The organism is Ruegeria sp. CK3, assembly GCF_056536565.1.
This window is the reverse complement of sequence record NZ_JBQFPV010000003.1, coordinates 264,028-277,765: the sequence shown is the minus strand read 5'-3', so window position 1 is coordinate 277,765 and position 13,738 is coordinate 264,028. Positions and strand designations below refer to the sequence as shown.

Below are 13,738 nucleotides of genomic sequence, written 5' to 3'. Positions count from 1 at the left end.
ACTCATCAAATAACCAGCTACTCGACCAGACAACGAAGTGCTAGGCACAAGACCTAGATCACAATCCGGAATTCTCTGCAGAATGTCTGATTTTTCACTCTCCGGCGTCATTCAGTCGCGCAGATTGAAAACCGGTCCTAAGGTCGTTTGAATGTCTGCTACCGAATTTGCGTCCTGACAAGCTCGCGCACGCGGCGAATAGCCGGTTTCCGCCCTTTTCGATGAACACAGCGCTTATCGCATTGGTCGCTTTTGGACTCGAACCGGACCTTCGATGCGGCTGACGCAAATGGCTGCCTTGGGCCGATTTTTTCGTTCGTGCTTGGACGCTGCCCCATAGATCACATCAGGGGTGATAACTTCTCGACCACAACTGAAAATGCGACTATGGAACGGGCTAAGGTCTCTGCCGCCGCCACTACTGGCTGCTCCCATGGGATTTCTTCGGCCAAATGAAGTCCCGCGGGCGGATCTTAACCGTTTTCGCGCAGGATATTGCCCGCAAGGTAGAGAGACCCGCAGACCAGAATGCGCGCCTGCGGGTCTTTGGCGACGATTTTGTCGAGCGCCTCTGCCACGCTGTTGGCAGTTGATGCGGGCAAATCGACTTTGGCGGCAGCGGCGGCTGTTTCTTCGGCGCTGAGGGTTGCAGCCTCACCCGGAATGGAAACAGCGGTCAGGCTCTGGGCCTGATTGGCAAGCGGCGCGAGGTAGCCTGTCACGTCTTTGGTGTTCAGCATACCGCAGATCATATGGGTCGGGCGTTTCGGCAGGTTCGACAGAACCTCGGCCAGAGCGATCCCAGCTGCGGCGTTGTGGCCTCCGTCCAACCAGAGTTCGGCCTGCCCTGCAGCTTGCACAAGCGGGCCGGTCTTAAGGCGTTGCATCCGCGCGGGCCATTCGGCCTTGGTGACAGCGGCCTCATAAGCGGCGTCGCCAAGGTTGAGATGGCGCAGAACGGCCAGGGCCGCTCCTGCGTTCTGGATCTGGTGGGCACCCAAGAGGTTGGGCAGTGGGAGGTCACGCAAGCCGGTTTCGTCCTGATAGATCAGGCGGCCATTTTCTTCGGTAACGTGCCAATGTTGACCATATGCAATGAGAGGCGCGCCAAGACGTACGGCGGTCTGTTCAATGACCTCCATCGCCTCATCAGGTTGCGGGCCGACGATGCAAGGCACGCCGCGTTTGATGATACCGGCCTTTTCAGCGGCGATTTTCGCCAGCGTATTGCCCAGAAACTGCTCATGGTCGATCGAGATCGGGGTGATCACCGTCACGGCGGGTTGATCGATCACATTGGTGGCGTCCAGACGCCCGCCGAGACCGACTTCGAGCAGGGTATAGTCCGCCTTGGCTCGTGCGAACGCCAAAAGAGCCGCGCAGGTCGTGATCTCGAAATAGGTGATGTTCTCGCCGCCATTGGCTGCGTAGCACTCATCAAGCACCGCCGTCAGGTCGGGTTCCGAGATCAGCTCTCCGGCTAGACGAATACGTTCATGGAACCGGGCGAGATGAGGTGAGGTATAGGCATGGGCCGACAGCCCCGCCCCCTCAAGCCCGGCTCGGATCATCGCCTGGGTCGAGCCTTTGCCGTTGGTTCCAGCGATATGGATCACTGGAGGCAGCTTGTTCTGCGGGTTGTCCAATGCCTCTAGCAAACGCCAGACGCGATCCAAGGTCAGGTCGATGATCTTGGGGTGCAGCGCCATCATCCGGTCGAGGATGGCGTCCGATGTTTGGGCGGTCATTTCTGATCCGTATCTTCAGCAGGTGCGTCTGCGGCGGCCTCCTCCGGTTCCGGCGCGGGCAAATCACCTTTAATCGCAGGAGGCTGGTTCATCAGCATGCGCGTGATGGTGATCAGCTCTTCTCGCAGCTCGGTACGTTTGGTCACGCGGTCGAGCATACCGTGGTCCAGCAGATATTCGGCGCGCTGGAACCCTTCGGGCAGTTTTTCACGGATAGTCTGCTCGATCACGCGGGGACCCGCAAAACAGATCAGCGCGTTGGGTTCCGAGATATGCACGTCGCCCAGCATCGCGTAAGATGCAGTCACACCACCGGTGGTTGGGTGGGTCAGAACGACGATATAGGGCAGGTTCGCCTCTTTCAGCATCTCGACGGCCACGGTGGTACGCGGCATCTGCATCAGGCTCAGGATGCCTTCCTGCATCCGGGCACCGCCGGCGGCCGAGAACAGGATCAGCGGGCGCTTTAGCTTAACCGCCTCTTGCGCGGCGGCGATGATCGCGTTGCCAACATACATGCCCATCGAACCGCCCATAAACGAGAAATCCTGCGCCGCCGCAACAATCGGGGTACGCCCGATTTCGCCCGTAGCGACCAGCATGGCTTCTTTTTCGCCCGTTTTCTTCTGGGCCGCCTTCATGCGATCGGGGTATTTCTTCTGATCGCGGAACTGCAGCGGGTCATCTTTGGGCGCAGGCACCGCAACTTCGGTGAAAATCCCGCCATCGAACAGGTGGCCAAAGCGGTCACGCGGCGTGATTGCCATGTGGTGGCCACACTGAGTGCAGACGTTCTGGTTTTCGGCCAATTCGCGATGGAACAGCATCGTTCCGCATTCATCGCATTTGTGCCACAGATTTTCTGGCACTTCTCGGCGCGAGAAGATCGAGTTGATCCGGGGGCGGACGTAGTTTGTGATCCAGTTCATATCAGAGCCTTGGATTGTGCGGCGTTGACGTCAAATAAGACGCTACGGAAAGAAATGCAATCAGCGCCTGATGACTAGTCGTGCTGTCAGCCAGCAAACCATCATCGAGGCGAAATCCACCCACAACCACTGCCGCAATACTCCACCGTCCGACATATCGTAGGGCAGCACGAAAAGGGCCAGACCACTAAGCGTATCGGGCAATGAGATAATCAGGAGAGAGATCACATTATTGAAGAAATGCAAGGCGATAGCTGGGCCCAAAGTGCCAGAACGAGCCGTCAGATCAGCCGCCAGAACGCCGAACACACAGGACCAGACTGCAACCAGCAGCGCGTTGTCGCCAGCAATCCCCGGCGCATAGTGACCCGCTGCAAACAAGGCCGAAGGCACGCCTACCCAGATCAGCGGTGACTGAAACCGCGCAGCCAGAGATTGCTGCAGGTAGCCGCGAAACAGGATCTCTTCGGCGCTGGTCTGAATCAGCACGGCGCCTGCCGCGAACGGCAGCAGTACGATCCAGGTCGAGAACGCCAGGTTCTGGGTCAGCGGATCCCCCATTCCGTAAGGCGGTAGGGCTGCCAGTGCCAGACCGAGAACCACCAAGGCCACCAAAACCCGTGTGAATTGACTGATCGCCAAACGACGCTCTCCGAGAATCGCCCAAAGCGACCTTTGCTGCATCTGTTTTGCAGCAACAGCGACGCCTATCGTCAGAAACCCAAAGCTGGCCAGCAGGACAAATGTCGCGAGGGGGGACGTACCGCGCAAAAACCCTTGGGCCTGAGAGGGGGGGATGAGGGCTCCGATGATCGCAAAAAGAACAGTGTTCGCCGCCAAATAGAGCGCGCAAACAATCACCAGCCCGACCAGCAACCGCCACAGGTCAGGGCGCGCGCGGGCGTCGCGCACCAGATGTTCATGCGCGGCATAGGCGGCGGGTTCAATCATTGTCATCGGCCTCATCAAGAACGGTTTCCTGCACCACGTCCGGGAAGACATCCGCCGGGTTGGCAACCGTGTTCACGCGCGTGGCGAGCGTGGTCAGGTATCCCGCAACGGTCTGCAGCAACTGCGTCGCGACCGAGGCGTCGCTTTCGACGACGGCGCGCAGTTCTTCGGCCCCGATACGCAAGAAGGCGCAATCTGTGTTGGCGACCAGATCAAGTTGTCGGCGGTCTCCAGTGATGATCGACAGGTCACCGATCAAGCGACCCGGCTCAACAATCGATATGGGGCGTTTGTTGCCATCTTCATCCGACCAGTCCAACCGGGCCTGACCCCGGATGCACAGATAGGCTGCGTCCGCCGTCTGCCCGCGCGAGAAGATCACCTGCCCCGCGGCGACGTCATACCATTGTGCCGAGAACGCCAGCAGCCTTTGGTTCCGCGCGTCGATGCCCGAGAAAAGCTCGGTGGTCGAGATGATTTCGAGCTTTCTGCTGAGGTCGGCAGTTGCCCCCTCTTGATGCAGAACGGGCGTGCGTGAGACCCCATCTATGCGGCCATCCTTTACCTCGACGAACAGGTCATAGGCTTCGGGATGAGCAAAGTGATCCTCCATGAAGATCATGATCGACTCGGGCAGTAATTCCCGCAAGCGCAGCCGGGTGCGCAGGCGACTTTCCGAATCGTGGCTGGCCAGCGCCTTATCGAGGATCAGGATATCGGGCCGCTTGATCCCCGCACGCGAGAACGATGCGCGTTCTTGGAACACCGTAGGCAGGTTGTTCCCCCCCAAGCCCGAGGGTAGGTCGAACATGGTAGCTGCAGCGCGGCGGCGCAGACCGGCCTCATTCACGGCCTGGGCAACCAGATCCTCAATCTCTTCGGCGTGCGCACCCGCCATTAGGGAAACGCGTCCATAAAGGACATTCTCGATCACGGTTAGACGCGGGAAGTAGGCGTCTGGTGACAGTGGGACGAACATCCCATCCAGCGCCTCATGCATAGCGGCGGATTGCTGTTTTCGGATCGCAAGGATCTTGTCCTTGTATTCATCCGGAAAGTCGGGGCCAATTTGCTCGGCCGTCAACAGGAACGGCACCGTCAGCATCAACGCACAATCTGGTTCTGAGACCGCATCGTCCCCTTTGGTTTTCAGGCGATCCTTGATGTCCAAAAGCCTGTGATACATGTCTTTGGACATGCCCAACCGCAGGAAAAGCGGGTGATCGGTGCCATCGCGACCAAAGGCCTGGTCCAACGTCTCGATCACCGTGCTGGCCATGTTCATTGCTTCTTCGGCCAGATCATGGCTGCGCAACATGTTTCGGAACCGCTGATCACCGGCCAGTGACTCGGGCGTGATATCCCGCGCGGGCGTTGCAAATAGCAGGTTACCACCCAAAGGCACCGCCGGATTGAACTGATCCGGGTCGAACCGATAGACATAGCGATCGAGGCCCTTGTCCTGCAATTTCTGGGCCACTGTCTCGCGAAGTTTCACAAGCTCTTGCGCCAAGCCTGGATGCAATTTCGGGTCAAACTGCGTGCGCAGGGTGCGGCGCAACATGAACTCGTCAATGCCCATCGCCTCGACCAGTTGGAACCACCACGCGCGGATGTCGTCGATATCATCCAGCCCGGCCAGCCCCGGATCGACCCACTCATCCTCGAGCGAGTCTATCGGATTGCCGGACCGCACGGCCTCGATCTGGCGGCGGGTCGGGGCCTTCTTTGCCTCAGCTTCGTGCTGAGGATATGGGCGCAGCGGCATCAGCAGGTTGTCACCCAGAGTTCCATCGAACAGGTAAGGCCGCGAATAGGCGTATCCGATCCGAGCAGCAATCACCGCCTGATGCAGTTCGTTGAGATTCTGCCCCGCCAGCAGGACCTCTCCCTGAACCGGCACCACCTCACGCGTCAGAAGCTGCGCCAGAGCGGTGCGTTCGGCCGCGTTGGTCGACTGAATCGCCACCCGCGCGCCCTTGGGAATTCTCAGATCGATATCTTCCAGAATGGTTTTACCGTCATCATCGCGCACGGTGATGTTGCGCAGTTCGATATCGCCGGTGAGGTGCGGGATGACCTCGGGCCGGCCCTCGAACAGGTGTTCGGGGATCATGTTAGACGGGGCGAATCTTTCGGTCACGATCTCCCATCGCAGCGACATGTCCTGCACCTGATTGTAATAGGTCAGCAGATCCTTCCATGGACCACTCAGATCCTTGTACGCCCCCAAAGCGGCGACCAGAGCACCCACCGTCACCTCACCCGTGATCGCCAGATATCCACCGACCGAGTAGAAAAGGAACGGCGTCATCTGAGTGATCAGATTGTTGAGGAACTTCATGAAGAACTTTTTGTTGTAGATCTTGAAGCGGATCTCGAACAGGTTCCCTAGACGGTAGCTAAATTGCGCCAATCGGTAGCGCCAGCCGCCATTGGTGCGCAGATCGCTGATCCCGGCGGCACTTTCGCCGATCTCGGAACTCAGGTGGCGGACCTCTTGAATGCGTTCTTTGTTCAACAGGTTGATCTGACGTTGCAGTTTCGGGATCAACCACGCCTGCAGCGGGATGAGGGCGATACTGGCCAGCCCGAACCAGACGCTCTGCATGAACAGGAAGGTGACGATGGTCATCATCTGACCGAACTGGAACACCGGCTGGGCGATGGCATCGCCCATCAGACCACCCATCGGCTCGGCCTCGGAAGTGATCATTGAAACCAACTCACCCTGGCTGGTGGTTGCGAAATACGATTTCGGAAAGCGCATCGACCGGTTGATCAGCGTAAATCGCAAGCGACGCAGCATCCGTTCCGCCAGAACGCCCTTCATCGTGTTGATGCGCATCTTCATCAAGCCGCTGGCGATCACAGTGGCCAGAAAGGCAAAACACAGGATCATAAGGTATTGAATTTGCGTGACGGTCACCCCCCAGATCGTGACCGTATCCGCGGGCGCACCAATGGCGTCGTTGATGATCTGCTTGGGCAGCTCAAGCGAGGCATAAAGGAACGGAAACGAAAGAACCGTCAGAACCAACAGCACAAGCTGTTGTTTTTTGGAGTGTTTCCAAATGAACGAAAACAGGGTGGGTTCCATGGCCGGGCCTTGTCGAATGAAAAACTGATGCGTGGCGTGGTTGCTGGCGACCCGCTTTTTCAAGAGGCCCGACCCTAAGCACAGACCCAGCGTAATGCAAGAACCGACCGTGCCCAGACCCACCGAAATCCGACAGATCAAAATTCCGGGTTTGTCCCCCGCCCGGTCTTTGACTAAAGAGGTCCTACGTCGGACGAAGGGACCATGGGCAGGATTCTCGAACGCTATTTTCACCGCAGGGTTTTGGACCGCTGGCGCAAGGCCGCGCAGATGGCGGCTAACGCCTCTCAGGCCGAACTGCGACGCCAGCGCGACAGTGCGCGCGCGCTCCAAACACAACTCAGACAGGTGATTGATACGGCGGATATGCGGCTACGCGACCCTCAAATCGGCTCGAACCAGTTTCCCAAACCGATCGGCACGGATTGGAGCTGGCGGCCCGATCTGTGGCGATGGCCACTTTCCACACCTGGCCTTGCCTCACCCCCGCGCAAAGCGTCCCTCAATGATCAGGTGCAGGTGTTTCATGACTGCCCACAGGCCGAGATCGCACTGCGCCAGAAGCGAAACCGTCTGCCCAATGATCTGGCCCCTTTCAACTTTGAGGTCGAGGTTTTTGGTTTCGAAGGCAGTTTTCTGTCGCTTTCGATCCAACTGCCTAGCAACGCCTCTCAGGGTCTGAGCCTGCAGCACCTTATTCGTCTGGATACGCATATTGACGCGGAGCAGGAGATCGACCTCTTTGCCCGGCTGAACATCCTGAGCGGCCCGAATACCGAACAGGTTCTGCGCAAGCTTGATCTGACCAACCCGTCGCCCAGCGTCGATTTCGATCTGGCCCATCTGCCGTTGAATGAGAAACGGATCGAGAAGGTCTGGTTGGACCTAATCCTTGAAAACCCCGGCATGAACAGCGTCACTCTGCGCGACCTGACTTTGTGCCGCCACCATCGCGCTGATTTGTGAGGTCCTTGGGAATGACTGAGCCACTACTGACCCGGACCCGGTTTGAGAACGGAATTTGGCAAGGGCATCTGCGCGCCCAGACCCAGCCGGATATTCAGGTGCTGTACCGGGGTGAGGACGTCGAAGGTGTTACACTCTCGGATGTCGAGGACGGCTGGTCCGTGACAATCCCGGTGCCGATCGCAGCTCTGTCGGACGGGGTCCATTGCTTTGTCATATCCGAGCGCTCAACGGCCAAGAAACTCGGTGATTTCACGGTGATTGCGGGCGAACCTACCGCCGACGACCTACGCGCCGAAGTCGAGCTATTGCGCGGTGAGCTTGACATGCTCAAGCGAGCTTTTCGCAGAATTTGCCGGGACCCGAGCTGAGCCACTACCCGGGTTTTCCTATCTTTTTCGCCATTTACATGCATCATTGAGGCAGCCGCAACACTCCGGAAGCCGCCATGGATCGCAAAAGTATCATCAAAGTCATTGCCTTGATGGTGACCGCATTTGGCATCGGCATCGACTTTACCGGGGCTCTGATGCTGGTTCCGTCAATCGAAAGCAGCTTTGACAGCGATATCACCAGCACCCAGTGGGTTCTGAACATTTACGCACTGTTCTTCGCCATGACCATGGTCGCCGGAGGGCGTTTGGGCGACATGTACGGACACCGCAGAGTGATGATCATCGGCCTGTCGATCTTTCTGTTTGCCTCGGTGATGTGCTTCTTCGCCCCCGGCCTCGATTTCCTGATCGGCGCGCGTGCCTTGCAAGGTATTGGTGCAGGATGCGTCTGGCCCTGCACCTTGGCCTTTGGGGCCACCAAAGTCTCCAAACAGGAACACCGCGCGCTTGTCATGGGTCTGATCCTGGCGGGCGTGACCACGGGCAATGTATTTGGCCCAATGATCAGCGGACTTGCCGTCAGTTTCGGTGAATGGCGATACTTCTTCCTCGCCAACGTCGTGTTCTCCTGCATCTCGATGGCAACCGCACTGATTTTGATGGAGCGGGAGACCCAGCACAAACAGGGCGAACATATCGACTTTGCCGGGATGGGGATCCTGTCCTTTGCCGTGCTTCTGTTGCTCTATGGGTTGGACGTGGGGGCCGATTGGGGCTGGTCGTCGATCCCGCTTTTGCTGCTATTCTTTGTTAGCGCCATTCTGTTCCTGCTGTTTCCGCGCGTTGAAAAGCGGGTGAAAGAGCCGCTCCTATTGCCGCAATTAATGCAAAATAGAGAGTTTCTGATCACGCTTGGCCTGAATATGTTCAACGTCTCAGCCGCCTTCGTCGCGTTGTTGTACTTTCCGCAATACATGCAAAAGGTGCTGGGCTGGACGACTTTCCAATCGGCACTCGGGCTGGCCCCTCTGACCATCCTTCTGGCGGTGGGGTCGATCGTCTCTGGCACCCTTTACAATGATTTCGGCCCCAAACGCCTGCTGTTTTGGGGCTATGTTCTGGCGACCGTTGGGTCGGCCAGCATCGTCATCTTGCCCAGCAGTTTAGGCTACTTCCACATCTTACCGGGTATGGCCATGATCGGGCTGGGTGCGACCCTGACGGTCGGGCCGTCCGGAACCGCTGCGGTCTGCGCGGTCAAACCCGAGCGCGCCGGGCTGGTTGGTGGCCTCAGCTTCATGACGCATCTGGTCTACGGGGCAATCTCGGTCGCCTGTGCGACGGCCATCATGTATGCGGTGTCGCTGTCTACCCTGCGGGACAAGCTTGCCGCCGCCGGCATTGATCTAACCGATGCCGAACAACGGGCGATCAACGGCGGTTCCCTTAGCACCGACTCTGCACATGCGGTGATGGCAAAGCTGAGCGCGGATCAGGTCGATACGGTCAAGTCCGCCCTAACAACCGCCTTTGACAGCGGCATGAGCATGGCCTTCATCTTTTCCACGATTTCGGTCTCGTTGGGCATTCTTCTGGCGCTGATGCTGGACGAAGCCAAGCTGCACAAGATCGAAAGTTGAAAGGGCCGCGCCTGGCGCGACCCTTTGGTTTTTACTGAGACTCGATTTACTGAGACGGGCCGTCAGGATTGAACGCCGACAGACCTTTGAGTATGTCGATGGCATAGGCCAGCTGGTAATCCTCTTCCCGCAGCTCAGCGGTGGCTTCAGCTTTGGCGCGGTCTTCTTCGATCTGACGGATTTCATCCTCGCTGAGGCTGTCATTGTTCAGACTGCCGCGAAGATCCGCCTCGGAACGTGCCGGACGATCATCCTCTTCTTCGGTTTCCGGAGCCGGGCGCGGTTGTTCTACGATGATGTCCGGGCTGACACCTAACGCCTGGATCGAGCGGCCAGACGGCGTGTAGTAACGCGAGGTGGTCAGACGCATCGCACCGTCACCGCGCAGCGGCATCACCGTCTGCACCGAGCCTTTACCAAAGCTCTTGGTGCCAACAACAATCGCGCGACGGTGGTCTTGCAGGGCGCCGGCCACGATTTCAGAGGCCGAGGCCGAGCCGCCATTGATCAGCACCACAATTGGCTTGCCTTCGGCCAGATCACCGGGAGTCGCGTTGAATCGCTCGCCGTCCTGTGGGTCACGCCCACGGGTCGAGACGATCTCACCTTCGTTCAGGAACGCGTCCGAGACCTTGATCGCCTGCGTCAGCAGACCGCCCGGGTTATTGCGCAGGTCCAGCACAAAGCCATTGACCTTGTCGATTCCGCCCGCTTCCTCGATCTGCTCTTCCATTCCAGCTTGCAGGTTCGGGAAGGTCTGATCATTGAACGTGGTCACACGCATGACGACGCTGGTGCCCTCGGTCCGGGCGCGTACAGCGGTCAGTTTGATCGTATCGCGAATGATGGTCACATCGAACGGATCAGGCTCACCTTCACGCACAACTGTGATCACGATTTCCGAGCCGACAGGGCCGCGCATCAACTCAACGGCCTTGTCCAGCGTCAAGCCCAGAATGCTTTCGCCATCCACATGGGTGATGAAATCTCCGGCCTCGATCCCGGCTTCATCGGCGGGCGTGTCGTCGATCGGCGAGACGACTTTGACAAAGCCTTCCTCTTGCGTGACCTCGATACCAAGCCCACCAAACTCACCCCGGGTCTGCACGCGCATCTGTTCGGCGTCGTCGGGCGACAGGTAGCTGGAATGCGGATCAAGCGAGGTCAACATGCCGTCAATCGCGGCTTCGATCAGCTCTTCTGGCTCAACCTCTTCGACATACTGCGCACGGATCCGCTCAAAAATATCACCGAACAGGTCGAGTTGCTGGTAAACATCGGCCTTGCTCTCGGCCTCCTGCGCCAGCAGGGGTCCTGCGATCTGAGTTGTTGCAATGATGCCTGCAACCGTTCCGGCCAGTCCGGCCATCACAAATTTCTTCATACTCGTTTATCCATCCTTGCTGGTCCGAAACCACGACTCGGGGTCCACGGGGCTGTTATCTTCTCTGACCTCTATATAGAGCGTTTCTGACCGGTCAGTTCCAGTGCCATCACCACGAGTTGACAAAATAGCACCGATTTCCGGCGTTTCACCGGGCATCAAACCGACCGGAGTGCCCTCTGGTATCACTTGACCTATGTCTCCGTAGACTTCCTGCAAGCCCGAAAAGACAAACAGAAGACCGGGCTGAGGCTCAAGAATGATCAGATTTCCTAGGTCCAGAAGAGGCCCTCGGTAGCGAATTGTTGCCGCCGTGGGCGTTGTCACCAAGGCACGCGGGCGCGCACCAAGCACGAGCCCCGGCCGCGTTACGCCTGCTGCGTCTGTTTCCCCAGCCCGGTGCAAAAGAACGCCCTGAACCGGCAGAGGCACGTCGCCTTTGCGGCTTTGAATAGAGGCGTCACTTTGCGCGATCTCCCCTTCCGATATTTCTGACAGCCCGGTGGCAAACCCATCCAGTGTTTCGGTCGAAGAGATCAGGATCGCCGTTTTGATCGGGTCCTCAACAAAGCGTTGCGGCAACTCGGTGCGATCCGCGATGGCCTCGCTCAGGCGGGTGCGGGCGGCCTGCACACCGGTCAAACCCTCCGTCAGGGTTTCCGCTGCGTCCTCCTGCAGCACTCGCAAAGTCTGGACCTCTTGCAAATCCTGCGCCAAAGCCTGCGCTTTTGCATTCAGACCCGGTGTCACCTCAGACAACATCATCCCGGCCCGCGCAGCCCCCAAGGGGCCCGAGGGGTGAAGCATCAGCACTGGCGGGGTAGTCGTTTCAATGGTTTGCAATACGCCCAGCAACTGCGCGACATCCTGTTCCCGTGCGCGCAGCTCGGCCGACAGCTGCGCCTCACGCGTGGCGGCCATGCGCAACCCGTCCCGCATGGCGGACAACCCAGCCTCGTAAGCTTGGATCGTCTCTGTTAGAGCGCGCACCCGGTCGCGCGCGCTTTCAGCCTCAGACAGCGAGATTGACGCCTGTTCCAACATCTCGGCCGCCGCCAGCGCCGCTTGAGATGGGGTGTTCTGCGCCTCAGCCGGGCCACACAAAACCACCGCCAAGGCTGCGGCCAGAATCCTCATGACAGCAGGCTTTCCCCAGTCATTTCAGGCGGTTTGGGCAGGTTCATCAGTGCCAGCAAGGTGGGCGCAAGGTCCGACAAACGCCCGGAGCGGAGCGTCGCCCCCTCAGGCCCGCCAACCAAAGCCACCGGTACCGGATTCAACGTGTGCGCGGTGTGTGGGCCACCTGTCTCCGGGTCCACCATCACTTCGCAATTGCCGTGATCGGCGGTGACGATCATCGCCCCCCCGGCTTTTCCCAGCGCGGCAACCACGCGAGCCAGACCTTGATCCACGGCCTCGCAGGCTTTGATTGCAGCGCCAAGGTCTCCGGTATGGCCGACCATATCGGGGTTGGCATAGTTTGTGACAATCAGATCATAGCCCGCTTCGATGGCCTCAACGAACTTGTCCGTCACCTCGGCCGAGGACATCCCGGGCTGTAGATCGTAGGTGGCCACTTTGGGCGACTTGGGCATGAAGCGATCTTCGCCAGTTTCGGGGACCTCCTTGCCGCCGTTCAGGAAGAAGGTGACATGGGGGTATTTCTCGGTTTCGGCCAGACGGAACTGACGCAATCCCTGCTTGGCCACCCACTCGCCCAGAGTGTTCACGATGGCCCGTTTGGGGAACACCGTCGTCATATAGGCGTTGTGGCCGTCGGAGTATTCGACCATGCCAAGCAGGGCAGACAATGCTGGACGCGGGCCGGTGTCGAAATCGTCAAAGCCCGGCTCGGCAATCGCGCGCAGAATTTCCCGCGCGCGGTCGGCGCGGAAATTCAGGCAGAAAAACCCATCACCATCTTTGACACCGTCATAACCTTCCAGCACGGTCGGCACGATGAACTCATCCGTCTCGGATTGGTTGTAAGCGTAGTCAACCGCTCCATGCGCCGAGGTACCGGCTCGGCCCTGACCTTTGATCATGGCGTTGTAGGCTTTGCTGACACGCTCCCACCGGTTGTCGCGGTCCATGGCGAAGTAACGCCCGCAGACGGTGACGATACGCGCGCCTTCGGGCAGACGTTCCTCAAGCTCGGCAATGTAGGTGAAGGCCGATTTCGGAGCGACATCGCGCCCGTCGGTCACTGCATGCAGAGCCACCGGAACGCCGGCATCCGTGATCGCTTTGGCCGCTGCAACGATGTGGTTCACATGCCCATGAACACCGCCATCCGAGGCCAGCCCCATCAGATGCGCCGTCCCGCCCGCGGTTTTCACTTTTGCAATGAACGCCTGCAGCGCGTCATTTTCGAAGAATGAGCCATCCTCGATCGCCAGATCAATCTGGCCCAGATCCATCGCCACCACACGGCCCGCGCCGATATTGGTGTGCCCAACCTCGGAATTACCCATCTGACCGCTGGGCAAGCCCACATCCGGGCCATGCGTAATCAGCGTGGCATGCGCGCCCTGCATGATCGCATCGAATGTTGGCGTATCGGCCAAGTATGGCGCGTTGGCCTGAGTGTCTTCGGACAATCCCCAACCATCAAGAATACACAGGACTACGGGTTTGGGCGTGGCCATTTTGGTCTCCGGTAACTGCTCTTGGCGAACCTTCTAT

General features: G+C 58.8%; 10 protein-coding genes. 3 read left to right on the top strand and 7 right to left on the bottom strand.

From position 1 onward, the window contains the following. Positions 1-473: 473 nt before the first annotated feature. Genes ACR0C3_RS05535 through ACR0C3_RS05520 form a run of 4 tightly spaced genes read right to left on the bottom strand, consistent with a single transcriptional unit; the run spans position 474 to position 6,728 of the window. Entirely contained in the window at positions 474-1,748 is a 1,275-nt protein-coding gene (locus ACR0C3_RS05535; protein ID WP_480757571.1) for a bifunctional folylpolyglutamate synthase/dihydrofolate synthase, read from the bottom strand. Continuing rightward, the gene (gene accD, locus ACR0C3_RS05530; protein WP_170641235.1) at positions 1,745-2,677 is read right to left on the bottom strand and encodes an acetyl-CoA carboxylase, carboxyltransferase subunit beta; all 933 of its coding nucleotides are present in this window, start codon (positions 2,675-2,677) and stop codon (positions 1,745-1,747) included. Before accD ends, ACR0C3_RS05535 begins: the two co-directional genes overlap by 4 nt. Before the next feature lie 60 nt (positions 2,678-2,737). Further along, entirely contained in the window at positions 2,738-3,634 is an 897-nt protein-coding gene (locus ACR0C3_RS05525; RefSeq protein ID WP_480757570.1) for a CPBP family intramembrane glutamic endopeptidase, read from the bottom strand. Beyond that, positions 3,621-6,728 carry an ABC transporter transmembrane domain-containing protein gene (locus tag ACR0C3_RS05520; RefSeq protein ID WP_480757569.1) on the bottom strand — a complete coding sequence of 1,036 codons (3,108 nt, stop codon included), beginning with the start codon at positions 6,726-6,728 and terminating at the stop codon, positions 3,621-3,623. Before ACR0C3_RS05520 ends, ACR0C3_RS05525 begins: the two co-directional genes overlap by 14 nt. Before the next feature lie 204 nt (positions 6,729-6,932). Here ACR0C3_RS05520 and ACR0C3_RS05515 point away from each other — a divergent pair, with 204 nt between their 5' ends. The 3 genes from ACR0C3_RS05515 (at position 6,933) to ACR0C3_RS05505 (ending at position 9,669) form a co-directional block, all read left to right on the top strand. Continuing rightward, a complete protein-coding gene (locus ACR0C3_RS05515) occupies positions 6,933-7,694 on the top strand; it encodes a DUF6478 family protein (protein WP_480757568.1) in 762 nt (253 codons plus the stop codon). 11 nt (positions 7,695-7,705) lie between these two features. Further along, complete coding sequence (locus tag ACR0C3_RS05510; RefSeq protein ID WP_480757567.1) at positions 7,706-8,065, top strand: hypothetical protein; 360 nt, start codon at positions 7,706-7,708, stop codon at positions 8,063-8,065. A gap of 77 nt (positions 8,066-8,142) precedes the next feature. Then, the gene (locus ACR0C3_RS05505) at positions 8,143-9,669 is read left to right on the top strand and encodes an MFS transporter (RefSeq protein ID WP_480757565.1); all 1,527 of its coding nucleotides are present in this window, start codon (positions 8,143-8,145) and stop codon (positions 9,667-9,669) included. 46 nt (positions 9,670-9,715) lie between these two features. Here ACR0C3_RS05505 and ACR0C3_RS05500 read toward each other — a convergent pair whose 3' ends face one another. The 3 genes from ACR0C3_RS05500 to gpmI are packed head-to-tail and all read right to left on the bottom strand — an operon-like array spanning position 9,716 to position 13,701. After that, on the bottom strand, positions 9,716-11,053 hold the full coding sequence (locus ACR0C3_RS05500; RefSeq protein ID WP_170377303.1) for a S41 family peptidase: 1,338 nt from the start codon (positions 11,051-11,053) through the stop codon (positions 9,716-9,718). Between the two features lie 6 nt (positions 11,054-11,059). Further along, positions 11,060-12,190 (bottom strand): murein hydrolase activator EnvC family protein, encoded by a 1,131-nt coding sequence (locus ACR0C3_RS05495; RefSeq protein ID WP_480757564.1) that lies wholly within the window; start codon positions 12,188-12,190, stop codon positions 11,060-11,062. After that, positions 12,187-13,701 carry a 2,3-bisphosphoglycerate-independent phosphoglycerate mutase gene (gpmI, locus tag ACR0C3_RS05490; RefSeq protein ID WP_480757562.1) on the bottom strand — a complete coding sequence of 505 codons (1,515 nt, stop codon included), beginning with the start codon at positions 13,699-13,701 and terminating at the stop codon, positions 12,187-12,189. The genes ACR0C3_RS05495 and gpmI overlap by 4 nt, the downstream gene beginning before the upstream one ends. Between the last annotated feature and the right edge of the window lie 37 nt (positions 13,702-13,738).

Bases quoted from the DNA above. Each gene is read 5' to 3' on its own strand.
- ACR0C3_RS05535 (WP_480757571.1), bottom strand. From the start codon at position 1,748: ATGACCGCCCAAACATCGGACGCCATCCTCGACCGGATGATGGCGCTG.
- accD (WP_170641235.1), bottom strand. From the start codon at position 2,677: ATGAACTGGATCACAAACTACGTCCGCCCCCGGATCAACTCGATCTTC.
- ACR0C3_RS05525 (WP_480757570.1), bottom strand. From the start codon at position 3,634: ATGACAATGATTGAACCCGCCGCCTATGCCGCGCATGAACATCTGGTG.
- ACR0C3_RS05520 (WP_480757569.1), bottom strand. From the start codon at position 6,728: ATGGAACCCACCCTGTTTTCGTTCATTTGGAAACACTCCAAAAAACAA.
- ACR0C3_RS05515 (WP_480757568.1), top strand. From the start codon at position 6,933: ATGGGCAGGATTCTCGAACGCTATTTTCACCGCAGGGTTTTGGACCGC.
- ACR0C3_RS05510 (WP_480757567.1), top strand. From the start codon at position 7,706: ATGACTGAGCCACTACTGACCCGGACCCGGTTTGAGAACGGAATTTGG.
- ACR0C3_RS05505 (WP_480757565.1), top strand. From the start codon at position 8,143: ATGGATCGCAAAAGTATCATCAAAGTCATTGCCTTGATGGTGACCGCA.
- ACR0C3_RS05500 (WP_170377303.1), bottom strand. From the start codon at position 11,053: ATGAAGAAATTTGTGATGGCCGGACTGGCCGGAACGGTTGCAGGCATC.
- ACR0C3_RS05495 (WP_480757564.1), bottom strand. From the start codon at position 12,190: ATGAGGATTCTGGCCGCAGCCTTGGCGGTGGTTTTGTGTGGCCCGGCT.
- gpmI (WP_480757562.1), bottom strand. From the start codon at position 13,701: ATGGCCACGCCCAAACCCGTAGTCCTGTGTATTCTTGATGGTTGGGGA.